Source organism: Kosakonia oryzae (assembly GCF_001658025.2).
Lineage (GTDB): Bacteria > Pseudomonadota > Gammaproteobacteria > Enterobacterales > Enterobacteriaceae > Kosakonia > Kosakonia oryzae.
In genome coordinates this window covers 1,472,758-1,496,824 of record NZ_CP014007.2, presented here as the reverse complement: position 1 = coordinate 1,496,824, position 24,067 = coordinate 1,472,758, and the positions used below count along the sequence as shown (strand labels likewise).

Here is a 24,067-nt window from a genome sequence, read left to right as displayed (position 1 = left end):
GACATGCTGCTTAACCTATCAGGCAGTTTCCGCCAGAGCAAGCTCTGTACCGGCTTCAATACGTTCATTGCCGTTATACAACCGCGCGTGCTGCAAACCGACAAACAAACGCTCGCCGCGCTGCGGCGGCTGCTCATCGCGCATCACAACGGTGAGAGGATCAGGGTTCCAGCCGAGCGGCTGCACCACCAGTTGGGTATAATGCCCTTTCGGACTGGCTTCCAGCACCTGTACCGGCAGGGGAGAATCCAGGCTGGTGCGGCGGCTGATATCCACTTCCCAGGGGCGCAAAAACAGATCTACCTCGCCCTGCCAGGCAGGTGTATAACCCAGCGGCCAGCGGTGTGCGCCCACCTGGAACTGTCCGCCCGTCACCGTGCCTTTCAGGCGATTGACCTCGCCCATAAACTCCAGCACAAAGCGGGTCGCCGGTTCACGCCACACCTGATCTGGCGCATCAGCCTGTTCAATGTTCCCCTGGCTCATCACTACCACGCGATCGGCCACTTCCGTCGCCTCTTCCTGATCGTGGGTGACGAATACGCTGGTAAATTTTAACTCTTCATGCAACTGACGCAGCCAGCGACGCAGCTCTTTACGCACCTGCGCATCCAGCGCACCAAACGGTTCATCCAGCAGCAGGATCTGCGGCTCTACCGCCAGCGCGCGCGCCAGCGCCACACGCTGTTTCTGCCCACCGGAAAGCTGCGCCGGATAGCGTTCTGCCAGATGGGAAAGCTGCACCATCTCCAGCAATTGCGTCACTTTGGCTTTGATTGCTGCAGCGTTCGGCCGCTCGCGACGCGGCAGTACCGTCAGCCCAAAAGCGATGTTATCGAACACCGTCATATGGCGGAACAACGCATAGTGCTGAAACACAAAACCAACTCGGCGATCGCGGGCGTGCAGCCGGCTTACGTCGGTGCCGTGAAAACGAATACGACCGCTGGTCTGGTGTTCCAGCCCGGCGATAATGCGCAGCAGTGTGGTCTTCCCGGAACCAGACGGCCCCAGCAGCGCCACCATTTGCCCGGAAGGGATATCCAGCGAGATATCATTCAGCACCTGGGTGCGACCAAAAGACTTCTTAATATTGGCAATCTCAATGCTCATGATTTCCCTCCTGTTGCTGGCGTTTTTCATGGTTGTTCAAACGCCACTGCAACGCACTCTTCAAAAACAGTGTCAAAATAGCCATCAGGGTCAGCAGGGCGGCGGCGGTAAATGCGCCTACCGTGTTGTAATCCTGCTCCAGCAACTCAATTTGTAACGGCAGCGACAGCGTCTCACCGCGAATCGAACCGGAGACCACCGAGACCGCACCAAACTCGCCAATCGCACGCGCATTGGTCAGCACCACGCCATACAGCAGCGCCCAGCGGATATTCGGCAGCGTTACGCGGCGAAACATCTGCCAGCCGCTGGCACCCAGCAGGATTGCCGCTTCATCTTCCTGGCTCCCCTGGCTCAGCATCACCGGAACCAGCTCGCGCACAACAAACGGACAGGTAACGAAAATGGTGACCAGCGCCATGCCCGGCCAGGCAAACATAATTTGCAGGTTATGCGCATCCAGCCAGCCGCCAAGCGGGCCATTCGAACCGTAAAACAGCAGATAAATCAGACCCGCAACCACCGGCGAAACCGCAAACGGAATATCCAGTAACGTCAGCAAAAGCTGGCGACCGGGAAAGTTAAAGCGAGTCACCAGCCACGCCAGCAGCGTGCCAAATACGAGGTTAACCGGCACAGTGATCAGCGCAATCAGCACCGTCAGCCAGATGGCATGCAGCATGTCGGCATTCGCCAGGTTTTCCAGCACCGGTACCAGCCCTTTGCTGAAAGCCTTCACGAAGATATATATCATCGGCACGACAAGGATAAACGCAGAGAGCAAAACCCCCGCGGTAATCAGAAATATTTTCCCCCAGTTCACCTGAGGTTTGTCATAGCGTTTCAATTCGGTTATTTCCGCCATTAGTGACCTACCACACGCTGGCCAAAGCGGCTTTGCAGGGTGTTGATGGAAAACAGCAGCAGCAGCGACGCCGCGAGGATCACCGAAGCAATCGCGCTCGCCGCCGGGTAATCAAACTCCTGCAAACGAACAAAAATCATCAGCGAGGTGACTTCGGTCTTCCAGGCAATGTTACCGGCAATAAAGATCACCGCGCCAAATTCACCGAGGCTGCGAGTGAACGACAGCGCCACGCCCGCCATCAGCGCCGGAGAAAGTTCCGGCAGTACGACGCGACGAAAACTCTGCCAGCGCGTTGCGCCGAGGGTTTCCGCGGCTTCTTCGTATTCCGGCCCCAACTCCTCCAGCACCGGCTGGATGGTGCGCACCACAAATGGGATGCTGGTAAAGGCCATGGCGACTGCGATGCCAAGCCAGGTGTAAGTCACTTTGATATCGAACTTCGCCAGCCACTCACCATAGAATCCGTTCACGGAAAACAGCGACGCCAGCGTTAAACCGGCCACCGCAGTCGGCAGTGCAAACGGCAGGTCAATCAGCGCGTCCAGCAGCGTACGCCCCGGAAAGCGGTAACGGGTGAGGATCCAGGCCATCAGCAGACCAAAAACGCCGTTAAAAGCGGATGCCACAAACGCCGACAGCAAAGTGACTTTATAAGCCGCCACCACCTGCGGGTCGGTGACCACTTGCCAGTATTGCGACCAGCTCATTTGCGCCAGTTGCATTACCAGCGCGCTCAGCGGCAGCAGCAATACCAGACAAACAAAAAACAGGCTGCTGCCGAGGCTTAAACCAAACCCCGGCAACACACGTTTTGCGGTTCCTGCAAACATCACTTATGCCCCGCCGCCAGTAACTTATCCAGCTCGCCGCCGCTGGCGAAGTGGGTTTTCATCACATCAGGCCAGGAGCCAAATTTATCTTCCACGCGGAACAGTGCGGTCTGCGGGAATTTATCCGCCAGCTTCGCCATCACATCCGGGTTATTCACGCGGTAGTAGTAATCGGTGATGATGGTTTGCGCCTGCGGGCTGTAGAGCCAGTTGAGGTACGCTTTCGCGGCCTTTTCCGTCCCGTTGGCTTTAACATTTTTATCGACCCAGGCCACCGGGAATTCCGCCAGGATGTTGACCTTCGGCACCACCACTTCAAAACCCTGCGCTTCGTACTGTTTGCGGATGTTATTGACTTCGGATTCAAAGGAAATCAGCACATCGCCGAGACCACGCTCAACGAAGGTGGTGGTTGCGCCGCGACCGCCGGTATCGAACACTTCGACGTTTTTCAAAAACTGCGTCATAAACTGTTCAGTTTTCGCTTTATCGCCGCCGTCCGCCTGATCCGCTGCGCCCCACGCCGCCAGATAAGTGTAACGGGCATTACCGGAGGTTTTCGGGTTCGGGAAGATCAGTTTTACGTCGGAACGCACTAAGTCGCTCCACTCGTGGATATTCTTCGGGTTGCCCTTACGAACGAGAAACGCCATCGTCGAATAGAACGGCGAACTGTTGTTCGGTAAACGGCTTTGCCAGTCCGCCGGGATCAGGTTGCCTTTGTCGTGCAGGATCTGCACATCCGTCACCTGGTTATAGGTAACGACATCCGCTTTCAGCCCCTGCAAAATCGCCAGCGCCTGTTTTGACGAACCGGCATGGGATTGTTTGATCGTCAGCTTATCGCCAGCGTTATCTTTCGCCCATTGCTGTTCAAACGGTGTATTCAACGCCGCAAAGAGCTCGCGTGACACATCATAAGAGCTGTTTAGCAGTTCCGTCGCCTGTGCCTGCGCCGCCCACAGCGTCATTGCTGCCAGCGTCAGATATCCTTTTTTCAGTAAGTTAACGGCCATTGCGCACCCTTATAAGCTGATGACTCCACAACCCTCAGTTTATTTATAACGGGTGTGAAACCAGTAACGGTTTTATATACCATTTGGTGATTTGGAATCATAAAAGAGTATAAGCAGAAAGGAGTATGGCCGGGTCTTCCCGGCCAGGAAGGAGGTGGGATATTACAGCGACAGCAGCTTATCGAGCGACGGCGCAAAATAGTAACCGCCTGTTACCGGACGGGTGAAGCGCAGCATTGCATCGCGTTTGCCATCGGCATCGCCAAACATGCTCAGCAGTTGCTGTTCAATGTTGTAAAGGCGCGCACAGTAAGTACAGAAGTAAAGGCCGTGCGTACCGCTGGCGGTGCCATACGGCAGGCTCTGGCGCACAATTTTCAGCCCTTTGCCGTCCTCTTTCAGATCGACACGGGTCAGGTGCGAGGTAACCGGACGGGCATCGCCGTCGATCTCTTCATTGGCCTCTTTGGTGCGGCCAATCATCATCTCCTGATCGGCAACGCTCATACGGTTGAGCTGCTTCAGGTTGTGCTCCCAGCGCTGCACCATCACATACGTGCCGCCAGCGTCGACACCATCCTGAATAATCGCCACTTCGCGGCGCTTCTCCTCGCCCGCCGGGTTTTCCGTACCGTCAACAAAGCCGCTCAGATCGCGCTCTTCCACCCAACGGAAGCCGTGCGTCTCTTCTTTCACCTCGATAGCATCGCCAAACGCCTCCAGCGCGGCCTGGGCGACAGAGAAATTCACATCATGGCGCAGGGAGAGAATATGGATCAGCACATCATGTTGCGTGGCGGGTGCCAGGCCGTTGCCGTAAGAGGGGAAATCTTTCAGCTCTTCTGCGCCTTGCGGCCCGTTGAGCGCGCGCCATGCGTTGTTACCGAAGGCTACCGTCGCCCCCAGCGCCGCATCGGGGAATTTTTGCTGAAAGGTTGCCAGCTTATCGACAAACACTTTACTGCCCGCGCGCAAGGCATCTGTGTCCCCTTTGACGCTGGCTTCAATCCAAATCGCTGCACGGCAGTGTTCCGGCAAAATGCCGCTTTGCACCTGAGACATCACTCCTCCTGGAAAAAACAAGCCACGCATGCGTGGCGATAAGCGGGCTATTGTACCGTCTTTTCGCCCCGTCGCGGCCCGTTGCGATCAAATTATCGGCGCCATACCAGCTTGCTTAATTTCCAGTTTTTCAGCGTGTCATCAGAAGGCATTAACCCTTCAGGGCCGCTCCATTCGCCGGTAAACACATAGCTAATGTGCTGGCTGCCCGGCGCTTTACATTCAACGCCAGTACTGTCATCGCCCGCCCCTTTCACACAGTTGCCAAACGCCTTATCAAACACCGCGCTAAAAGGTGTGCCGATTTTCACGCCTTTGTCGGTGGCGATATCACTATCCAGCACATCAATGCGGCTCACCACGCCATTTTCGCCGTTAACAACCAGCGCCAGTTGGGTATCTTTCAGCGCCTCGAAATAGCGGACAATGCTGCCATTTTCCGTTTTCATGCCGCTACGCAGATGGTAGTCACCGCTTAACGCATCATTAATGGCCTGCTCATCAAGCGGCGTGCTGGCAGTGATTTTGCCGACGCCGTTTTCGCTCACTTCGATCGAGGAGCCAAACCAGTTCCACGGATACGCCGCCGACCAGTTCACAGACGCGAGCGTTGAGCAACCGGTTAATGCCAGCGGCAGCATACAGATAAAAGTACGCAGGGATTTCATGCACCATTCCTTTTTTTCATTTAACGCCAGTTGGAGTCGCTGGCGGGCAAAAAGTGCCGTTCATTCATCTGAGGAATAAAAACAGGCGCGCAGACGGCGGGAGGTCGCCAGCCACCAGAGAACAAAGAGGTCGATAATCAGCAGTGAAAGCCCAATACCGGAGATCGCTTCACCGCTGAGCCAGCGCGAAGGCTGCCACAGCACCAGCGCCAACTGAACCAGCAGCATTAGCGGGTGGATCGCGCGCCAGAGGCGAGGATGATGCTCACGGCGCGCGCTGAGAAAAAAAGCCAACGCCGCAGGCAAGCCGGGCAATAACCCCAGCCAGAACTGATTATGGTCGGGATAAAACAGCGTCAACAGCGCATCGCCCTGCCCGCGCGACGCGCCTGCCATCACAAATAAAATCCAGGTACGCGCCTGCAACGCCAGCACGCACCAGAACAGAAAAGGAAGCCGTAGGCGTCCATGCCTGTCGTAGTCGGAAGGTGAAATATCAATACTCTTCATCTTCTATCAAACGTTTTCCTAAGTTAACCGAGTCGCTATGCTCGTAGCCCAGCCGCTCGTACATGCCGATCACCATATCGTTATCTTCACGTACCATCAGGTTGATTTTCGGGCAGCCACGGGCAATCAATTTTTTCTCCAGCCGATTGAGCAAAGCATTGGCAATGCCGCGGCCGCGAAATTCCGGATGTACGCCGAGATAGTATGCCGAGCCACGATGGCCGTCATAACCGCCCATGACCGTGCCCACCACTTCACCACTCACTTCCGCCACCAGAAACAGACTGACATCGTGATTCACTTTTCGTTCGATATCCATTTCCGGATCATTCCATGGTCGCAGCAGATCACAGCGCTCCCACAAGGTGATCACTTCTTCGAAGTCGTCCTGGCGAAAAACGCGTATCTCCATGGTATTCCCCGTCTTTTCAACTGTGTAAATGGTGATTATGGCCCGAAGCAGCGCCTTAGCCAATATCCAGACTCTTTACCGTAGAAATTTGGCATAATGGCACTCTGTCACGTATTGAAATGAAAAGTAAAACAATCGCTCTTGTGGATTGTCGTCACGGCCAGGACGATACGATATAACACCAGGGACCACGGATAAAAACATTCAGACGTATGAGCACCTTTAAACCATTAAAAACACTCACCTCGCGTCGCCAGATGCTGAAAGCGGGTCTGGCCGCCCTGACCTTGTCGGGCATGTCTCGTGCTATCGCTAAGGACGAGACGCCACTGAAAACCACCACCGGCCACAGCACGCCAAAGGCGAAAAAGGCCGGAGCACGGCGCATCGTTATGCTCGATCCCGGTCACGGCGGCATTGATACCGGCGCGATTGGCCATAACGGTTCGAAAGAGAAACATGTGGTGCTGGCGATCGCCAAAAATGTTCGCGCACAGCTACGGGCGCAGGGTATTGACGCGCGCCTGACGCGTACCGGCGATACCTTTATCCCGCTCTACGATCGGGTCGAGATCGCCCACCAGCACGGCGCGGATCTGTTTATGTCGATTCATGCCGATGGCTTTACCAACCCGAGCGCCGCCGGTGCGTCGGTGTTTGCGCTCTCCAACCGGGGCGCCAGTAGCGCGATGGCGAAATACCTGTCGGATAAAGAGAACGCCGCGGATGAAGTCGCCGGGAAAAAAACTACCGATAAAGACCATCTGCTGCAGCAGGTACTGTTCGATCTGGTACAAACGGACACCATCAAAAATAGCCTGACGCTCGGTTCGCATATTCTCAAGCAGATCAAACCGGTACATCGTCTGCACAGCCGCAATACCGAGCAGGCCGCGTTTGTGGTGCTAAAATCCCCGTCGATCCCGTCGGTACTGGTGGAAACCTCCTTTATCACCAATCCGGCGGAGGAGAAGCTGCTCGGCACAACGGCATTTCGCCAGAAGATTGCCACCGCCATTGCCGACGGTATTCTGAGCTACTTTAGCTGGTTCGATAACCACAAAGCCCATGTGAAGAGACGCGGATAATGACCCCAGAGATAGCGCCAGTAAAAAACGCCCTGCTTGCCCTGCAGGATAAGATCTGCCGCCAGCTTAGCGACATCGACGGCGCGGCGTTTGTTGAAGACGCCTGGCAGCGCGCGGAAGGCGGCGGCGGGCGCAGCCGCGTGCTACGCGACGGCGGCGTATTTGAACAGGCCGGGGTCAATTTTTCCCACGTCCACGGCGAGGTGATGCCCGCATCCGCCACGGCACACCGTCCTGAACTGGCAGGTCGCAGCTTCGAAGCGATGGGCGTTTCGCTGGTTGTGCACCCGCGGAATCCCTATGTCCCTACCAGCCATGCCAATGTGCGTTTTTTTATTGCGCAGAAACCTGGCGCCGATCCGGTGTGGTGGTTCGGCGGCGGTTTCGATTTAACGCCCTACTACGGTTTTGAAGAAGATGCGATCCACTGGCACCGCACCGCCCGCGATATCTGTCTGCCGTTTGGTGAGGCGGTCTATCCGCGCTACAAAAAATGGTGCGATGACTATTTCTACCTCAAGCACCGCAATGAGCAGCGCGGCATCGGCGGGCTCTTTTTTGACGATCTGAACACGCCGGATTTTGACCACTGTTTTGCGTTTATGCAGGCCGTCGGCAACGGTTATCTCGACGCCTATTTGCCCATCGTCGCGCGCCGCAAAGCGCTGCCTTACGGCGAGCGCGAGCGCGATTTCCAGCTCTATCGCCGTGGCCGTTACGTGGAGTTCAACCTGGTGTGGGATCGCGGAACGCTGTTCGGTTTGCAAACCGGCGGGCGTACCGAGTCTATTTTAATGTCGATGCCGCCGCTCGTGCGCTGGGAATACAACTATCAACCCGCCGAAGGCAGCCCGGAAGCGGCCCTCAGCGAGTTTATTCAGGTTAAAGATTGGGTGTGATTGCGGGTTTTGCAGGCCGGATACGCGCTTACGCGCCATCCGGCCAATAATGCAGAAGGCTCAGTCTTAGCACGCCGACAACCCTTACAGCGGTTGTGTCTGCGCTTCCACCACCGCCAGCGCCACCATGTTGACGATACGCCGTACTGAGGCGATTGGCGTCAACACATGCACCGGTTTGGCAACACCCATCAGCACCGGCCCGACGGTCACCCCTTCTGAACTGGAGACGCGCAGCAGGTTATAGCTGATTCGCGCGGCTTCAACGTTCGGCATAATCAGGATATTCGCCGCGCCTTTCAGCGGGCTGTCCGGCATCCGCTCATGGCGGATACTCTCATCGAGCGCCGCATCACCATGCATTTCGCCATCGATCATCAGATCCGGTGCACGTTGACGCACCAGTGTCAGCGTCTCGCGCATTTTCACCGCAGCGGGCGCGTTGGAGGAGCCAAACTGCGAATGCGACAGCAGCGCCACGCGTGGTTCGATACCAAAGCGCCGCACGGTTTCCGCTGCCAGCAAGGTGATCTCCGCCAGTTGTTCGGCGCTGGGATCTTCATTGACATAGGTATCAGCAATAAACGTGTTACCGCTGGGCAGCAATAGCGCATTCATCGCCCCGGCCGCATGCACATTATCGCGATAGCCGAAGATCTCCTGCACCACGCTAAAGTGCTCATGGTAATCGCCGATAGTGCCGCAAATCATCGCGTCGGCTTCGCCACGATGCACCATGATCGCGCCAATCACCGTGGTGTTGGCGATCACGGCGCGCTGCGCCTGCTCTTGCGTAATCCCCCGGCGCTTCATAATGCTGAAGTATTCCGTCCAGTACTCTTTAAAGCGCGGATCCGACTCGTTGTTAACAATCTCAAAATCGACGCCCGGACGAATTTGCAGGCCAAGCTTCTGAATGCGCATCTCAATCACGCCCGGTCGCCCAACGAGGATCGGTTTCGCCAGCCCCAGCGTAACCAGCTCCTGCGTAGCATGCAGCACACGCGGCTCTTCGCCTTCGGTCAGCACCACGCGTTTCGGCGCATTACGGGCCTGGGAGAAAACCGGCTTCATAAACAGGTTGGTTTTGTAGACGAATTCGGTGAGCTTATCGACGTAGGCATCGAAATCAGCAATCGGCCGTGTCGCCACGCCGGAGGTCATCGCCGCTTTCGCCACTGCGGGCGCGATTTTGACAATCAGCCGCGGGTCGAAAGGTTTCGGGATCAGATAATCCGGACCAAAGCTCAAATCCTGATCGCCATATGCCGAAGCCACCACTTCGCTCTGCTCAGCATGCGCCAGCTCAGCGATAGCGTTGACCGCCGCCAGCTTCATCTCTTCGTTGATCGCCGTAGCGCCCACATCCAGCGCGCCGCGGAAGATAAACGGGAAACAGAGCACGTTGTTTACCTGATTCGGGTAATCCGAACGGCCGGTACAGATAATCGCGTCCGGGCGCACCGCTTTCGCCAGATCCGGCAGGATCTCCGGTTCCGGGTTCGCCAGCGCAAGGATCAGCGGCTGCCGCGCCATGCCTTTTACCATCTCCGGCGTCAGCACTTTTGGCCCGGAGCAGCCGAGGAAAATATCTGCGCCTGCGACCACATCCGCCAGCGTCCGCTTACCGTCATCGTCAACGGCGTAGGCCGCTTTGGTCTCGGCCATATTCGGCTCGCGGCCTTTATAGATAACGCCTTTTGAATCGCAGACCACAATGTTGTGTTTCTGCATTCCCAGCGCCACCAGCAGGTTCATACAGGCGATAGCCGCCGCGCCCGCACCCGACACCACCATGCGTACGTCGGAGAGGTTCTTCTCCACAACGCGCAGGCCGTTAAGGATGGCGGCCGTGCTGATAATCGCCGTGCCGTGTTGATCGTCATGGAAAACCGGAATGTTCATGCGCTCGCGCAATTTGGCTTCAATATAGAAGCATTCCGGCGCTTTGATATCTTCGAGGTTGATACCGCCGAACGTCGGTTCCAGCGCGGCAACCACGTCGATCAGTTTGTCCGGATTTTGCTCATCCACTTCAATATCGAATACGTCGATACCGGCGAATTTCTTGAACAACACGCCTTTGCCTTCCATCACCGGCTTACCGGCCAGCGCGCCGATATTGCCAAGACCCAGCACCGCAGTGCCGTTAGAGACCACCGCCACGAGATTGCCGCGCGCGGTGTATTTGTAGGCCGCCAGCGGATCTTTCTCGATTTCAAGGCAGGGCGCAGCCACGCCCGGCGAGTACGCCAGCGCCAGATCGCGCTGCGTGGCCAGAGGTTTTGTCGGGGAGACCTGAATCTTTCCCGGCCGCGGGAATTCATGGAAGTCGAGAGCACTTTGTTTTAGTTGGTCGTCCATTTGAGGTTCCTTTCGCGTTTTGCTTTCAGAGGGGTACCGCGTGATGTCTATCCCAATACGGCGCTTAGTATGGCCGCTGTTGTGATGACAAACTTTGAACATAACCAAACTCTGGCCACACATAAGCAAAATTGTTATCAATTTATCGCATCTTTGTTACATCCCACAAAAAGCAGGCCGGGACGCTTCTGCTATGCTTTTTTGTTATGCATCTCTCATTCTTATCAAAGTGCGAACGGAAGCACTCCAATAACATATTGCTTTTAAAGGAGTTATTTTTCATGAATCATTTAGACGGCCTGAAACAATTCACCACCGTAGTGGCAGACAGCGGCGATATCGAATCTATCCGCCACTATCAGCCGGAAGATGCTACGACTAACCCCTCCTTACTGCTGAAAGCAGCCGGGCTGGACCATTTCTCCCATCTGATTGATGACGCGATTGCCTATGGTAAAGCACGCGGCAAAACGCAGGAGCAGCAAGTCGCGGAAGCCAGCGACAAACTGGCGGTCAATTTTGGTGCGGAAATTCTGAAAAGCATTCCAGGGCGCGTTTCAACCGAGGTGGATGCGCGCCTCTCTTACGATAAAGGGAAAAGTATTGCCAAAGCGCACCGCCTGGTTGAGCTGTATGAGGAACAGGGCATTCCTAAATCCCGCATTCTGATCAAACTGGCCTCAACCTGGGAAGGCATTCGCGCGGCAGAAGAGCTGGAAAAAGAGGGCATCAACTGTAACCTGACGCTGCTGTTCTCCTTCGCCCAGGCGCGCGCCTGCGCCGAAGCCGGGGTGTTCCTCATCTCGCCATTCGTCGGCCGTATTTATGACTGGTACAACGACCGCAAACCGCTTGATCCCTACGTGGTGGATGAAGATCCTGGCGTGAAATCGGTGCGCAATATTTACGATTACTTCAAACAACATCGCTACGAAACCATCGTCATGGGCGCCAGCTTCCGCCGCACGGAACAGATCCTGGCGTTAGCCGGCTGCGATCGCCTGACTATCTCTCCGGCGTTGCTGAAAGAGTTGCAGGGACAAGAAGGGATCGTGGAACGCAAGCTGGTTCCTTCCCGCCAAACCTTCCACCGCCCGGAACCGCTTACAGAAGCGGAGTTCCGCTGGGAGCATAACCTGGATCCGATGGCCGTTGACAAACTGGCCGACGGTATCCGCCAGTTCGCCGTCGATCAGCGCAAACTGGAAGATCTGCTGGCCGCCAAACTTTAACTTTTGCCAAGGAGTGAACGATGTCCCGTAGAGAGCTTGCTAACGCCATTCGCGCCCTGAGTATGGACGCGGTGCAAAAAGCCAATTCCGGCCACCCTGGCGCGCCGATGGGGATGGCGGATATCGCCGAAGTGCTGTGGAATGATTTTCTTAAACATAACCCGGCCGACCCCACCTGGTATGACCGCGACCGTTTTATCCTTTCCAACGGTCACGCTTCGATGCTGCTGTACAGCCTGCTGCACTTAAGCGGGTATGATTTGCCGCTCGAAGAGCTGAAAAATTTCCGCCAGTTACACTCGAAAACGCCGGGTCATCCGGAAATTGGTTACACGCCAGGCGTGGAAACCACCACCGGTCCGCTGGGCCAGGGGCTGGCGAACGCGGTCGGACTGGCGATTGCCGAACGTACGCTGGCCGCGCAGTTTAACCGCCCCGGCCACGATATCGTCGATCATTACACCTATGTCTTTATGGGCGACGGCTGCCTGATGGAAGGCATCTCCCATGAAGTCTGTTCGCTGGCGGGAACGCTGGAGCTGGGCAAGCTGATTGGTTTCTACGACCACAACGGCATCTCCATTGATGGCGAAACCGAAGGCTGGTTTACCGACGACACCGCCAAACGCTTTGAGGCGTATCACTGGCATGTGATTGGTGATATTGACGGCCACTCTCCGGAAGCGGTGAAAAAGGCCATCGAGGAAGCACAAAGCGTGAAGGATAAGCCGTCGCTGATTATCTGCCGCACGGTAATTGGTTTTGGCTCGCCGAATAAAGCCGGTAAAGAGGAGTCGCACGGCGCTGCGCTGGGTGAAGAAGAAGTGGCGCTGACCCGGCAAAAACTGGGCTGGAAATACCCGCCGTTCGAAATTCCCAAAGAGATCTATCAGGCGTGGGATGCCCGCGAACGCGGGACGAAGCAGCAGCAATCATGGAATGAGAAACTGGCGGCCTGGGAGAAAGCGTACCCGGAACTGGCTGCCGAGTTTAAACGCCGCATGAGCGGTGGTCTGCCGGAATCATGGGAGAAAACGACCAGCGAATGGATCAATAATTTGCAGGCGAATCCGGCGAAAATCGCTACCCGTAAAGCCTCGCAGAACACGCTGAATACGTATGGTCCGGTACTGCCGGAGCTGCTTGGCGGCTCAGCCGATCTGGCGCCCAGCAACCTCACCATCTGGTCGGGCTCTAAATCGCTAAAAGAAGATCTTGCCGGTAACTATATTCACTATGGCGTGCGTGAATTCGGCATGACCGCCATTGCTAACGGCATTGCCCACCACGGCGGCTTTGTGCCTTACACCGCCACCTTCCTGATGTTTGTCGAATATGCGCGTAACGCAGCGCGCATGGCTGCGCTGATGAAGGCGCGGCAGATTATGGTCTACACCCATGACTCCATCGGTCTGGGGGAAGATGGCCCAACGCACCAGGCCGTTGAACAGCTTGCCAGCCTGCGATTAACGCCGAACTTCAGCACCTGGCGGCCGTGCGATCAGGTAGAAGCGGCGGTCGGCTGGAAGCTGGCCATCGAGCGCCATAACGGCCCGACAGCGCTGATTCTGTCGCGGCAAAACCTGACGCAAATGGAGAGAACGCCGGAGCAGGTGCAAGCCATCAGCCGCGGCGGCTACATTCTAAAGGAGAGCAGCGGGAAGCCGGATCTGATTCTGATTGCCACCGGTTCAGAGATGGAAATCACCGTCAAAGCCGCCGAGCAACTGAGCGCCGAAGGCGTGAATGTGCGCGTGGTTTCCCTGCCCTCAACGGATATCTTTGATGCCCAGGATGAAGCGTGGCGCGAATCGGTACTGCCGTCGGATGTCAGCGCGCGCGTTGCGGTGGAAGCCGGGATCGCCGACTACTGGTACAAATATGTCGGCCTGAAAGGGGCGATTGTCGGCATGACCGGCTACGGTGAATCCGCTCCGGCAGAAAAACTGTTCCCGTACTTTGGTTTTACCGTCGAAAACGTGGTGGCGAAAGCCAAAGCGGTACTGAAAAAATAAACCTGCGGCGCGCCACGGCTGGCGCGCCCTTTATTTCACCATCCGTCGCGGCTCGCGCTAGCGCGTCACCCACAGCGTGGGCCACGCATCAGGGCCATGCCAGTTATCGCAGGCCGGTTCCTGAGCGTAACGCACCAGGCGAAAACGCTGGCCATCAAAACGCCAGCGGCTCGACACGCCGCAATCCTGCAAACCACGACCTTTCGACAACGTGTTCAGCTCGCCGCTTTTCTCGTCAAATACCGCGTTCATCAGCTCCATCTCATCGTTGCCATTATCCGGCGTAAACGGCAGATGCAGGCGAACGGGCCGTGAGGCGAACGGTTTTTGCCGCGACACCAGCCACGCCAGATCGACAATGTTATACGCACCGGCTTCACAGTCGATTATCAGCAACGCTTTGTCATCGGTGAGTGCCGAAACGCGAACCTGGCGGCGCATCGGATCCAGCGAACACTGGCTGTTGTTCATGCGCCAGTTGCCGTAATCCAGCAAGTCGTTTAGTTCCGCTTGGGTCAGCGGTGTCGGGGCCGCGTTAGCCTGAGCCACCTCTTTCAATGCGGGCGCAGGCGGGACGCTAAGCGGCGGGCCATCGCCTTTTTTAATCCACGCCGTTTCGCTGCCGACGCGTTTTTGCAGCGAATCAATAAACAGCAGCGCGGCTTTCAGCCCCACCAGCGAAATCGTCCCTTTGCTGCCCTGTAGGGTAATGGCCTGCCCTTCCTGGATGGTTTGCAGAAAACGGGCGATGGTTTCGCTATCACTGGTTATCAGATGCCAGGAGGTGATTTGCCAGCGTGCTCCGGCCAGCGTTAACGGTTGTTCGTCAAGCTGCAGGCGGCCAGCGATGGGCGGCTCTTTGGCCGCAGGCAGATCAAGCCCGCCCAGATCGATACGCAGCGTGGCATCGGTTCGCGCACCGGCGCTACGCTCTAACGTCATCACCAGTCCATGGTGTTCGCCGGTGTTACGCGCAACGCAGAAATTCTGGTTATTGCAGGTCACCTGCCAGTCGGAGAAAGATTGTTGTGCAGGCGCAGCCCACAACGGCGCAGAGAAAAGCCCGAACAGCAGAGTGAAAACGCCGCGATAACGCATGAATGGTACAACCCCGGAAGAAGAGACGCAGAACCTGCGTATCTTCTATCTCCGGCTTCGCTTGCTCAATCGGATTTATCGGATAGTTTCATCTGAAACCTCCGGCAATTAACCCTTTAAAATTCAGTCCATTAACCCGGATAATTTCAGGTACTGCAATAAAATCACCGTCTTGCCATCGCGAATCTCGCCGCTGGCGACCATTTCCAGCGCCTGGCTGAACGGAAACTCCAGCACTTCAATATCTTCATCTTCCACGCCGCCGCCATTATTGACCCGCTGCGCATCGACATATTCAGCAATAAAAAAGTGTACCAGCTCAGTCACGCCGCCCGGCGACATATAGAGTTCGAAGACTTTACGCACCTCGCCGACCTGATAACCGGTCTCTTCAATCGTTTCCTTACGGATACAGACTTCCGGTTCATCGTCATCAAGCAAACCGGCGCAAGTTTCAATTTGAGTCCCATGCGCGTTGCAGTTAATCCAGGCCGCCACCCGGAATTGACGAATTAACACAACGCTCTGTTTTTCGGGGTTATATAACAATATTGTCGCGCCGTTACCCCGGTCATAAACTTCACGTTTATGACGGATGACCTCTCCGTTCCTTCGCGTCAGGTCATAGGTAATATTGCGTAGAACAAAATAGTTTTCAGAAAGGATTTTATCTTTAATGACTTTAATTTTCAGTGACATACAGGCTCCGCAGCGCTAACACTTAGCGTTATAATATGCCGAAGAGCCTGTTTTGTCGCGCCGGGTGTTAATGCTTATCCGGCGTTTTTACCCCTAACCAGTCCAGCATGCCTTGCGCGGCATGACGCCCTTCCGCCATGGCCGTCACCACCAAATCGGCGCCGCGTACCGCATCGCCACCGGCGAAAATTTTCGGGTTGCTGGTCTGGTAACGGTACGGGCTGTTAACGCTGGCGGCAATACGTCCCCACTCATCCATGCGCACGCCCTGGCGCTCCAGCCACGGCATGGAATGAGGGTTAAAGCCAAACGCCATGATCACCGCATCGGCAGGCATGACAAACTCGCTGCCCGCAATCGGCACCGGGCGACGACGCCCTTTCGCATCCGCTTCGCCCAGTTGCGTTCGCAGCAGACGAATACCGCAAACTTTGCCGCTTTCATTCAGCTCCACGTTCACGGGTTGCACATTAAATTCGAATTCCGCCCCCTCATCGCGAGCGTTTTTCACCTCTTTTTTCGAACCGGGCATATTGGCTTCGTCGCGGCGATACGCGCAGGTCACTTTGCTCGCCCCGTGGCGCAACGCCGTACGCACGCAGTCCATCGCCGTATCGCCACCGCCCAGCACCACGACATTCAGGCCTTCGGTATTGATAAACGGCTCTTCCGCAATTTCCGGCAGCCCCATCAGTTGTTTCGTATTGGCAATCAAGAACGGCAGCGCATCATACACGCCAGGCGCGTCGTCGTTCGGCAGATTGGCCTGCATCGAACGGTACGTTCCCACGCCGATAAACACCGCGTCGTAATCACTCAGCAGCGTATCCAGCGCAATATCCTTGCCGATTTCGCAGTTCAGCTCGAAACGGATGCCCATCGCGCTGAAGATCTCCCGGCGGCGCGCCAGCAGCGACTTATCCAGTTTGAAGGAGGGAATACCAAAGGTCAGCAGACCACCAATTTCGGGGTGACGGTCAAAGACGGTCGCGCTGACGCCATGACGCGCCAGCACATCCGCGCAGGCCAGCCCGGCAGGACCGGCGCCGATAATAGCGATATGTTTATCCACTGCCTGCACCTGGCCTAAATCCGGCCGCCAACCCTGCGCCAACGCCCGATCGGAAATGTAACGCTCGATATTGCCGATGGTCACCGCGCCATACTCGTCGCGCACCGTGCAGGCGCCTTCACATAAACGATCCTGCGGGCAGACGCGACCGGTTATCTCCGGCAGGCAGTTGGTTTGATGGGAAAGCTCAACGGCGGAGGCAATATCGCCCTCTTTCACCCGCGCAACCCACTGCGGAATATGGTTATGCAGCGGACAGGTCCATTCGCAGATGCTGTGTTCGCCGCAGCTCAGACAGCGTTGCGCTTCACGCTGCGCCTGGTCAGCGCGAAACGGCAGGTAGATTTCATCAAAGCCGCACTTGCGTGCCGCCAGCGGCAGTTTATCCGGCTCTCCGCGCGCGGGCGTTTTACGCATCTGCCGCACCTTGCGATCGTCAAAAGCGGGTGTCAGCGCCGCAACGCTGTGCCACGGCTGAACTTCATGGCTTGCGGTACGCAGACGGCGTGTTTTTGCCAGATTCGCCAGCACGTCGCTATTCACCAGTTGCAGCGCGTCTGCCGGACAATGTTGCGCGCAGGCCGGACCTTCAGCGCGCCCCGCGCAGAGATCGCATTTGTGCGCTGTCGCTTTTACCTGACCTTCGCCAACGGGCGTGACCAGCACTTGCATGGTGCCGAACGGACAGGCGACAACGCAGGATTTGCAGCCAATACATTTCTGCTGGTTAACCTGCACCGAATCATCGACGCGGCTAATGGCGCCGTTCGGGCAACTGCGGGCACAGGGCGCCGTTTCACAGTGATGACAGGTCACTGCGCTGCGCTGCTGCTGATGTTTAATAACTGTAATTCGCGGATGAAATTGTTCGGGGCTTAATACATGTTGCTCATCGTTATGCGCCATCACGCAGGCAACTTCACAGGCTCGACATCCTATACATTGTTGGCTGTTCGCCATAATAAAACGATTCATGGCAACCTTCTTTTTATTTAATTTGTTTAACCCTGGTTTTAATCAGGCATTGTATTTACCGGGAGTCTTAAAGACAGGCAATGTTCAATTGCCCAGAAAGGTTATCTATTTGTCACGAACTTGTAGCAGATCAATTTCCTGACGCATTTAGGAACAAATACGTCTGCTTGCAGGGCTAAAAAAAGGCGCCGTGTAGCGCTACCATCAGGCGGGTGTTTTTTTCCGCCAATAGCGCAAATAATCAATAACTGTGAAAAAACGTCTTTAGACTGGCGAAATGGCGGGAGAAAATTTGGGTTAAAATAGCTTCGGCAACGATACGCCTTAAACAGGCATGATAATTTACATTTTCTCCTTTTTTTCTCCACGATTGGTTTCGGCATTGCCGCTACATTGATGCAAGCAATGTGACTATAACGATACGCAGCGATATGAGGTTTTCTTTCTGATGGCGAATTTTTTTATTGATCGCCCCATTTTTGCGTGGGTGCTGGCGATCCTGCTCTGTCTTACGGGGACACTTGCCATTATCTCTTTACCTGTCGAGCAATATCCTGATTTAGCACCACCGAACGTTCGTATTACTGCTAACTACCCTGGCGCTTCGGCGCAAACGCTGGAAAATACCGTCACCCAGGTTATCGAGCAGAATATGACTGGCCTCGATAATCTGATGTATATGTCATCACAAAGTAGCTCAGCTGGCCAGGCGACGGTGACGCTGAACTTTAGCGCCGGAACCGACCCGGATGAAGCCGTGCAACAGGTGCAAAACCAGTTGCAGTCCGCGCTGCGTAAGCTGCCGCAGGCGGTACAGAATCAGGGCGTAACGGTGCGTAAAACCGGTGATACCAACATCCTGACCATCGCCTTCGTCTCCACCGACGGATCGATGGATAAACAGGATATCGCCGATTATGTCGCCAGTAATATTCAGGACCCAATCAGCCGCGTCAACGGCGTCGGCGATATCGATGCGTACGGTTCGCAATATTCGATGCGCATCTGGCTCGACCCGGCAAAACTCAACAGCTACCAGCTCACCGCCTCCGACGTGACCAAAGCCATTTCGTCGCAGAACGCGCAGATCGCTGTCGGCCAGCTTGGCGGTACGCCTTCCGTTGACCGCCAGGCGCTTAACGCCACCATCAATGCGCAGTCGTTATTACAAACGCCGGAACAGTTTCGCAATATCACACTGCGCGTCAACCAGGATGGATCTGAAGTACAGCTGGGCGATGTGGCAACGGTGGAACTGGGCGCAGAAAAGTATGATTACTTAAGCCGTTTTAATGGGAAAGCCGCCTCCGGTCTGGGGGTAAAACTGGCCTCCGGCGCTAACGAAATGGAGACCGCCGAACTGGTGATTAACCGGCTTAACGAGCTGGAACCCTTTTTCCCGCATGGTCTGGAATATAAAGTTGCTTATGAAACCACGTCGTTTGTAAAAGCCTCCATTATCGACGTGGTGAAAACCCTGCTGGAAGCGATCTTGCTGGTATTCCTGGTGATGTATCTGTTCCTGCAAAACTTCCGCGCCACCCTGATCCCCACCATTGCCGTACCGGTCGTGCTGCTCGGTACGTTCGCGGTGCTCTACGCCTTCGGTTACAGCATCAACACCCTGACCATGTTCGCCATGGTGCTGGCTATCGGTCTGTTGGTGGACGATGCGATTGTGGTGGTCGAGAACGTCGAACGCATCATGACCGAAGAGGGGCTTTCGCCCAGGGAAGCGACGCGCAAATCGATGGGCCAGATTCAGGGGGCGCTGGTCGGGATTGCGATGGTGCTGTCGGCGGTGTTTGTGCCGATGGCTTTCTTTGGCGGCACCACGGGCGCTATCTACCGTCAGTTCTCCATCACCATTGTGTCGGCGATGGTGCTGTCGGTACTGGTGGCGATGATCCTCACCCCAGCGCTGTGCTCGACGCTGCTGAAACCGCTGCACAAGGGCGAGTTGCACGGTCAGAAAGGGTTCTTCGGCGCATTTAACCGTGTTTTCGACCGCAACGCGCATCGCTATGAGACTGTGGTGGGGAAAATCCTCCATCGCAGCCTGCGCTGGATTCTTCTCTACGTGCTGCTGATTGGCGGCATGGTGTTCCTCTTCCTGCGCCTGCCCACTTCGTTTTTGCCGCTGGAAGACCGCGGGATGTTTACCACTTCCGTGCAATTGCCGAGCGGCTCAACGCAACAACAGACGCTAAAAGTGGTGCAAAAAGTCGAAGATTACTTTTTCACCCATGAAAAAGAGAATGTCGAATCGGTCTTCTCTACCGTCGGCTCCGGCCCCGGGGGGAACGGGCAAAACGTTGCACGTCTGTTTGTCCGCCTGAAAGACTGGGATGCGCGTAACCCGACAACCGGCAGCGCCGCCGCCATTATTGAACGCGCCACCAAAGCGTTTAACCGCATTAATGAAGCCCGCATCTTTGCCAGCAGCCCGCCAGCCATCAGCGGGTTGGGCAGTTCCGCCGGTTTTGATATGGAGTTGCAGGATCACGCCGGAGCGGGCCACGATGCGCTGATGGCGGCGCGCGACCAGCTACTGGAGATGGCAGCGAAAGATCCGGCGCTGACCCGCGTTCGCCATAACGGCCTCGACGACAGCGCACAGTTGCAAATTGATATCGATCAGCGCAAAGCGCAGGCGTTGGGCGTGTCGATTGATGATATCAACGACACGCTGCAAACGGCCTGGGGTTCCAGCTACGTTAATGACTTTATGGATCGCGGCCGTGTGAAGAAAGTCTACGTGCAGGCCGCCGCGAAGTACCGCATGTTACCGGACGACATCAATCTCTGGTACGTGCGCAACAGCAGCGGAACGATGGTCCCTTTCTCAGCCTTTGCCACCTCGCGCTGGGAGACCGGTTCGCCGCGCCTCGAACGTTACAACGGCTATGCCGCGCTGGAGATTATCGGGGAGTCCGCTCCCGGCGTCAGTACCGGTACGGCAATGGATGTGATGGAGAAGCTGGTCAAACAGTTGCCGACCGGTTTTGGGCTGGAGTGGACGGCAATGTCCTATCAGGAACGGCTCTCTGGCGCGCAGGCTCCTGCGCTGTATGCCGTGTCGCTGCTGGTGGTGTTCCTGTGTCTGGCGGCACTGTATGAGAGCTGGTCGGTGCCATTCTCGGTGATGCTGGTCGTGCCGCTCGGCGTGATCGGTGCGCTGCTGGCGACCTGGCTGCGCGGGCTGGAAAACGATGTTTATTTCCAGGTGGGCCTGCTGACGGTTATCGGCCTGTCGGCGAAGAACGCCATTCTGATTGTTGAATTTGCCAACGACATAAATGCGAAAGGTGAAGATCTGCTGGTTTCAACGCTGCATGCGTGCCGCCAGCGTCTGCGCCCTATTTTGATGACCTCGCTGGCCTTTGTCTTCGGCGTGCTGCCGATGGCGACCAGCACCGGGGCCGGTTCCGGCAGCCAGCATGCGGTTGGTACGGGCGTTATCGGCGGGATGCTCTCCGCCACCCTCCTGGCCATCTTCTTCGTACCGCTGTTCTTTGTGTTGGTGCGTCGCCGCTTCCCGCTGAAAGAGCGCGCGCAATAAGGCCAGCAAAAAGGCGACTCCGAAGAGTCGCCTTTTTTTATGTGATTAGTCACATTTTATTTTTAAGCCGTCACTGCTTAACGATTCGTCAGGAAATTATTTACGAAGCATACCTTCGATAAAATCTTTCCAGTTCCCCAGTTCATGTTCAATCATAACAACCTCTCTTATTATTGCCGCCATTCTACTAAACACCCTGATGACTGTGAAGGTATTTTAACTGATTGCTTCACTCATCATTAGCAGGGTATTTTTAATGGAGCTGTGTTAACTATGCGCCGGCAATTCGGTTTTTACTGTGAGTGATAGCAATATTCCACAGGCTCTATAAGGATAAATAAAATGGCGATCACATTGTACGATAAATCCGCAATTGAAGGTGTTGACTGGCAGGAAATGGCAGCGCTGCTCGCCGCCGGTGGGCTCAATCAGCGCGATCCGGCGTTAGTCGAACAGGCATGGCGTAACAGTAGCTTCTGCTGGTTCGGTTACCATGAGGGGAAACTGGTCGCCACGGCGCGCGCCATCAGCGATCTGACATGGGCCAGCTATGCGGCGGATATTGTTGTTGCGCCTGAAATGCAGGGCCGCGGTTATGGTAAGCAGTTAATGATCAGTATTGTTAATACGTTATTACCCTTCGGCAAAATATTTATATATTCAGTTCCGGAAAAGACAGGATTTTATCAACAATATGGTTTCCGTTTTTTAACCACTGGAATGGTATGCGCAACATCTGAAACTTTATTCAAAATGGAGCAAAGCGGTTACATTCGTTAAAACCGTATTAGCAGAAGAATGATATTTTCATTACATTTCGTTATTCTAATTTCTTGTGCAAATATCCAAAAATGAGACAACAGGATTCACCATGATCACAATGTACGGCATTAAAAATTGCGACACCATCAAAAAAGCGCGCCGCTGGCTGGAAGCGAATCAGGTGGAGTATCGCTTTCATGATTACCGCGCTGACGGCCTTGATGCCCAATTATTACGTACATTTATTGATGAACTTGGCTGGGAAGCCCTGCTGAATACCCGCGGAACCACCTGGCGTAAGCTGGATGAAAGCCTGCGCGCCACCATTACTAACGCGGATGCCGCCGCCGCGCTGATGCGCGAAATGCCGTCAATCATCAAACGCCCATTGCTCTGCGCGCCCGGTAAGCCTATGCTGCTGGGTTTCAATGAATCCAGTTATGAGAAGTTTATCAACGAGGTGTAGTTTATGTCGTGCCCGGTTATTGAGCTGACACAGCAGCTTATTCGTCGCCCTTCTCTGAGTCCAAATGATGAAGGTTGCCAGGCGTTAATGATTGAACGTCTGCGCGCCATCGGTTTTACCATTGAGCCGATGAATTTTGGCGACACGCTCAACTTCTGGGCATGGCGCGGCCAGGGAGAGACGCTGGCGTTCGCCGGGCATACCGATGTGGTGCCTGCCGGCGATGCCGATCGCTGGATCAACCCGCCGTTTGAACCGACCATTCGCGACGGCATGCTATTTGGCCGCGGCGCGGCAGACATGAAAGGTTCGCTGGCGGCGATGGTAGTCGCCGCAGAACGTTTTGTCGCACAGCACCCGCAGCATAAAGGACGCCTTGCCTTTTTGATCACGTCTGATGAAGAAGCCAGCGCCGCCAACGGTACGGTAAAAGTGGTTGAGGCGCTGATGGCGCGCAACGAACGTCTCGATTATTGCCTGGTCGGCGAACCCTCCAGTTCGGAAGTGGTTGGCGACGTGGTGAAAAATGGTCGTCGCGGCTCCCTGACCTGCAACCTGACAATTCACGGCGTGCAGGGCCATGTGGCTTACCCGCATCTGGCCGATAACCCGGTACACCGCGCTGCGCCAATGCTCAACGAGCTGGTGGCAATTGAGTGGGATCGCGGCAATGAATACTTCCCGCCGACCAGTATGCAGATTGCCAATATCAAAGCCGGCACCGGCAGCAATAACGTCATTCCTGGCGATCTGTTTGTGCAGTTTAACTTCCGCTTCAGCACCGAACTGACCGACGAGATGATTAAAGCGCAGGTGCAGGCGCTGCTGGAAAAACATCAATTGCGCTACACCGTAGAGTGGTGGCTTTCCGGCCAACCCTTCCTGACCGGGCGCGGCAGGCTGGTTGATGCGGTGGTGAACGCTATCGAGCACTATAATGAGATCAGACCGCAACTGTTAACCACAGGCGGCACGTCCGATGGGCGTTTTATCGCGCGTATGGGCGCGCAGGTCGTTGAACTGGGGCCGGTGAACGCGACCATTCATAAAATCAACGAGTGTGTGAATGCGGCGGATTTGCAGCTGCTTGCCCGCATGTATCAACGCATTATGGAACAACTCATTGCCTGACGGGTCTGGAGGATTGCATGGACTGGCTTGCTAAATATTGGTGGATTCTGGTGCTGGTGTTTTTGCTCGGCGTACTGCTGAACGTGATCAAAGATCTTAACCGCGTCGATCACAAAAAATTCCTCGCCAATAAACCCGATCTGCCGCCGCATCGTGATTTCAACGACAAGTGGGATGACGATGATGACTGGCCGAACAAAGACCAGCCGAAAAAGTAACCCCCCG

Annotated in this window: 22 protein-coding genes; 9 read left to right on the top strand and 13 right to left on the bottom strand. The window is 55.6% G+C overall.

Annotation, left to right across the window (positions count from 1 at the left end):
• Positions 1 to 18: 18 nt before the first annotated feature.
• The 8 genes from cysA to AWR26_RS07225 form a co-directional block, all read right to left on the bottom strand.
• Positions 19 to 1,113 carry a sulfate/thiosulfate ABC transporter ATP-binding protein CysA gene (gene cysA, locus AWR26_RS07260; protein ID WP_064564620.1) on the bottom strand — a complete coding sequence of 365 codons (1,095 nt, stop codon included), beginning with the start codon at positions 1,111 to 1,113 and terminating at the stop codon, positions 19 to 21.
• Positions 1,103 to 1,978, bottom strand: a complete 876-nt coding sequence (gene cysW, locus AWR26_RS07255; protein ID WP_007370902.1) for a sulfate/thiosulfate ABC transporter permease CysW — start codon at positions 1,976 to 1,978, stop codon at positions 1,103 to 1,105. Before cysW ends, cysA begins: the two co-directional genes overlap by 11 nt.
• Positions 1,978 to 2,811, bottom strand: a complete 834-nt coding sequence (gene cysT / locus AWR26_RS07250; protein ID WP_007370901.1) for a sulfate/thiosulfate ABC transporter permease CysT — start codon at positions 2,809 to 2,811, stop codon at positions 1,978 to 1,980. Before cysT ends, cysW begins: the two co-directional genes overlap by 1 nt.
• Positions 2,811 to 3,827 (bottom strand): sulfate ABC transporter substrate-binding protein, encoded by a 1,017-nt coding sequence (locus AWR26_RS07245; RefSeq protein WP_064564617.1) that lies wholly within the window; start codon positions 3,825 to 3,827, stop codon positions 2,811 to 2,813. Before AWR26_RS07245 ends, cysT begins: the two co-directional genes overlap by 1 nt.
• 162 nt (positions 3,828 to 3,989) lie before the next feature.
• Entirely contained in the window at positions 3,990 to 4,889 is a 900-nt protein-coding gene (locus AWR26_RS07240; protein ID WP_064564615.1) for a Dyp-type peroxidase, read from the bottom strand.
• A gap of 92 nt (positions 4,890 to 4,981) precedes the next feature.
• Positions 4,982 to 5,557, bottom strand: coding sequence for an RpoE-regulated lipoprotein (locus AWR26_RS07235; protein WP_064564613.1), 576 nt, complete (start codon positions 5,555 to 5,557; stop codon positions 4,982 to 4,984).
• Between the two features lie 60 nt (positions 5,558 to 5,617).
• Positions 5,618 to 6,067: a DUF2919 domain-containing protein gene (locus AWR26_RS07230; RefSeq protein ID WP_043952744.1), complete on the bottom strand. Its 450-nt coding sequence runs from the start codon at positions 6,065 to 6,067 to the stop codon at positions 5,618 to 5,620.
• Positions 6,054 to 6,479: a GNAT family acetyltransferase gene (locus tag AWR26_RS07225; RefSeq protein WP_007370896.1), complete on the bottom strand. Its 426-nt coding sequence runs from the start codon at positions 6,477 to 6,479 to the stop codon at positions 6,054 to 6,056. The genes AWR26_RS07230 and AWR26_RS07225 overlap by 14 nt, the downstream gene beginning before the upstream one ends.
• A 212-nt stretch (positions 6,480 to 6,691) precedes the next feature.
• Between AWR26_RS07225 and amiA the strand changes: the two genes are divergently transcribed.
• Together amiA and hemF are read left to right on the top strand one after the other, a co-directional pair.
• Complete coding sequence (amiA, locus tag AWR26_RS07220; protein WP_064564611.1) at positions 6,692 to 7,567, top strand: N-acetylmuramoyl-L-alanine amidase AmiA; 876 nt, start codon at positions 6,692 to 6,694, stop codon at positions 7,565 to 7,567.
• Entirely contained in the window at positions 7,567 to 8,466 is a 900-nt protein-coding gene (gene hemF / locus AWR26_RS07215) for an oxygen-dependent coproporphyrinogen oxidase (protein ID WP_064564609.1), read from the top strand. The genes amiA and hemF overlap by 1 nt, the downstream gene beginning before the upstream one ends.
• 84 nt (positions 8,467 to 8,550) lie before the next feature.
• Here the strand turns inward: hemF and maeB are convergent, their stop codons facing one another.
• The gene (gene maeB, locus AWR26_RS07210) at positions 8,551 to 10,830 is read right to left on the bottom strand and encodes an NADP-dependent oxaloacetate-decarboxylating malate dehydrogenase (protein ID WP_064564607.1); all 2,280 of its coding nucleotides are present in this window, start codon (positions 10,828 to 10,830) and stop codon (positions 8,551 to 8,553) included.
• A 281-nt stretch (positions 10,831 to 11,111) separates the two neighbouring features.
• Here maeB and tal point away from each other — a divergent pair, with 281 nt between their 5' ends.
• On the top strand, positions 11,112 to 12,062 hold the full coding sequence (gene tal / locus AWR26_RS07205) for a transaldolase (RefSeq protein ID WP_064564605.1): 951 nt from the start codon (positions 11,112 to 11,114) through the stop codon (positions 12,060 to 12,062).
• Positions 12,063 to 12,082: 20 nt separating this feature from the next.
• Entirely contained in the window at positions 12,083 to 14,077 is a 1,995-nt protein-coding gene (tkt, locus tag AWR26_RS07200; protein ID WP_064564604.1) for a transketolase, read from the top strand.
• A 57-nt stretch (positions 14,078 to 14,134) separates the two neighbouring features.
• On the opposite strand, the gene AWR26_RS07195 is transcribed toward tkt, so the two are convergent.
• The 3 genes from AWR26_RS07195 to aegA all read right to left on the bottom strand — a co-directional run bounded on the left by AWR26_RS07195 (position 14,135) and on the right by aegA (position 17,921).
• On the bottom strand, positions 14,135 to 15,175 hold the full coding sequence (locus AWR26_RS07195) for a DUF1176 domain-containing protein (RefSeq protein WP_064564602.1): 1,041 nt from the start codon (positions 15,173 to 15,175) through the stop codon (positions 14,135 to 14,137).
• Positions 15,176 to 15,298: 123 nt separating this feature from the next.
• The gene (gene nudK / locus AWR26_RS07190; RefSeq protein ID WP_064564600.1) at positions 15,299 to 15,874 is read right to left on the bottom strand and encodes a GDP-mannose pyrophosphatase NudK; all 576 of its coding nucleotides are present in this window, start codon (positions 15,872 to 15,874) and stop codon (positions 15,299 to 15,301) included.
• 67 nt (positions 15,875 to 15,941) lie between these two features.
• Positions 15,942 to 17,921, bottom strand: coding sequence for a formate-dependent uric acid utilization protein AegA (aegA, locus tag AWR26_RS07185; RefSeq protein WP_064564598.1), 1,980 nt, complete (start codon positions 17,919 to 17,921; stop codon positions 15,942 to 15,944).
• Between the two features lie 448 nt (positions 17,922 to 18,369).
• Here aegA and acrD point away from each other — a divergent pair, with 448 nt between their 5' ends.
• Positions 18,370 to 21,483 (top strand): multidrug efflux RND transporter permease AcrD, encoded by a 3,114-nt coding sequence (gene acrD, locus AWR26_RS07180; RefSeq protein ID WP_064564596.1) that lies wholly within the window; start codon positions 18,370 to 18,372, stop codon positions 21,481 to 21,483.
• A 96-nt stretch (positions 21,484 to 21,579) separates the two neighbouring features.
• Here the strand turns inward: acrD and ypfM are convergent, their stop codons facing one another.
• A complete protein-coding gene (gene ypfM / locus AWR26_RS07175; RefSeq protein WP_100181659.1) occupies positions 21,580 to 21,639 on the bottom strand; it encodes a protein YpfM in 60 nt (19 codons plus the stop codon).
• Positions 21,640 to 21,825: 186 nt separating this feature from the next.
• Here ypfM and AWR26_RS07170 point away from each other — a divergent pair, with 186 nt between their 5' ends.
• The 4 genes from AWR26_RS07170 (at position 21,826) to AWR26_RS07155 (ending at position 24,060) form a co-directional block, all read left to right on the top strand.
• Positions 21,826 to 22,263 (top strand): GNAT family N-acetyltransferase, encoded by a 438-nt coding sequence (locus tag AWR26_RS07170; protein WP_064564594.1) that lies wholly within the window; start codon positions 21,826 to 21,828, stop codon positions 22,261 to 22,263.
• A gap of 91 nt (positions 22,264 to 22,354) precedes the next feature.
• Positions 22,355 to 22,711 (top strand): ArsC family reductase, encoded by a 357-nt coding sequence (locus AWR26_RS07165; RefSeq protein WP_043952732.1) that lies wholly within the window; start codon positions 22,355 to 22,357, stop codon positions 22,709 to 22,711.
• 3 nt (positions 22,712 to 22,714) lie between these two features.
• Positions 22,715 to 23,842 carry a succinyl-diaminopimelate desuccinylase gene (gene dapE, locus AWR26_RS07160; protein WP_064564592.1) on the top strand — a complete coding sequence of 376 codons (1,128 nt, stop codon included), beginning with the start codon at positions 22,715 to 22,717 and terminating at the stop codon, positions 23,840 to 23,842.
• Between the two features lie 17 nt (positions 23,843 to 23,859).
• Entirely contained in the window at positions 23,860 to 24,060 is a 201-nt protein-coding gene (locus tag AWR26_RS07155) for a YpfN family protein (protein ID WP_007370882.1), read from the top strand.
• Positions 24,061 to 24,067: the final 7 nt, after the last annotated feature.

What these genes read in the sequence shown, in the direction of transcription:
- aegA (WP_064564598.1), bottom strand. Translation starts at nt 17,921, where the DNA reads ATGAATCGTTTTATTATGGCGAACAGCCAACAATGTATAGGATGTCGA.
- tal (WP_064564605.1), top strand. Translation starts at nt 11,112, where the DNA reads ATGAATCATTTAGACGGCCTGAAACAATTCACCACCGTAGTGGCAGAC.
- cysA (WP_064564620.1), bottom strand. Translation starts at nt 1,113, where the DNA reads ATGAGCATTGAGATTGCCAATATTAAGAAGTCTTTTGGTCGCACCCAG.
- hemF (WP_064564609.1), top strand. Translation starts at nt 7,567, where the DNA reads ATGACCCCAGAGATAGCGCCAGTAAAAAACGCCCTGCTTGCCCTGCAG.
- cysT (WP_007370901.1), bottom strand. Translation starts at nt 2,811, where the DNA reads ATGTTTGCAGGAACCGCAAAACGTGTGTTGCCGGGGTTTGGTTTAAGC.
- acrD (WP_064564596.1), top strand. Translation starts at nt 18,370, where the DNA reads ATGGCGAATTTTTTTATTGATCGCCCCATTTTTGCGTGGGTGCTGGCG.
- dapE (WP_064564592.1), top strand. Translation starts at nt 22,715, where the DNA reads ATGTCGTGCCCGGTTATTGAGCTGACACAGCAGCTTATTCGTCGCCCT.
- amiA (WP_064564611.1), top strand. Translation starts at nt 6,692, where the DNA reads ATGAGCACCTTTAAACCATTAAAAACACTCACCTCGCGTCGCCAGATG.
- AWR26_RS07230 (WP_043952744.1), bottom strand. Translation starts at nt 6,067, where the DNA reads ATGAAGAGTATTGATATTTCACCTTCCGACTACGACAGGCATGGACGC.
- maeB (WP_064564607.1), bottom strand. Translation starts at nt 10,830, where the DNA reads ATGGACGACCAACTAAAACAAAGTGCTCTCGACTTCCATGAATTCCCG.
- AWR26_RS07170 (WP_064564594.1), top strand. Translation starts at nt 21,826, where the DNA reads ATGGCGATCACATTGTACGATAAATCCGCAATTGAAGGTGTTGACTGG.
- tkt (WP_064564604.1), top strand. Translation starts at nt 12,083, where the DNA reads ATGTCCCGTAGAGAGCTTGCTAACGCCATTCGCGCCCTGAGTATGGAC.
- AWR26_RS07195 (WP_064564602.1), bottom strand. Translation starts at nt 15,175, where the DNA reads ATGCGTTATCGCGGCGTTTTCACTCTGCTGTTCGGGCTTTTCTCTGCG.
- AWR26_RS07240 (WP_064564615.1), bottom strand. Translation starts at nt 4,889, where the DNA reads ATGTCTCAGGTGCAAAGCGGCATTTTGCCGGAACACTGCCGTGCAGCG.
- AWR26_RS07165 (WP_043952732.1), top strand. Translation starts at nt 22,355, where the DNA reads ATGATCACAATGTACGGCATTAAAAATTGCGACACCATCAAAAAAGCG.
- AWR26_RS07225 (WP_007370896.1), bottom strand. Translation starts at nt 6,479, where the DNA reads ATGGAGATACGCGTTTTTCGCCAGGACGACTTCGAAGAAGTGATCACC.
- AWR26_RS07245 (WP_064564617.1), bottom strand. Translation starts at nt 3,827, where the DNA reads ATGGCCGTTAACTTACTGAAAAAAGGATATCTGACGCTGGCAGCAATG.
- AWR26_RS07155 (WP_007370882.1), top strand. Translation starts at nt 23,860, where the DNA reads ATGGACTGGCTTGCTAAATATTGGTGGATTCTGGTGCTGGTGTTTTTG.
- AWR26_RS07235 (WP_064564613.1), bottom strand. Translation starts at nt 5,557, where the DNA reads ATGAAATCCCTGCGTACTTTTATCTGTATGCTGCCGCTGGCATTAACC.
- nudK (WP_064564600.1), bottom strand. Translation starts at nt 15,874, where the DNA reads ATGTCACTGAAAATTAAAGTCATTAAAGATAAAATCCTTTCTGAAAAC.
- cysW (WP_007370902.1), bottom strand. Translation starts at nt 1,978, where the DNA reads ATGGCGGAAATAACCGAATTGAAACGCTATGACAAACCTCAGGTGAAC.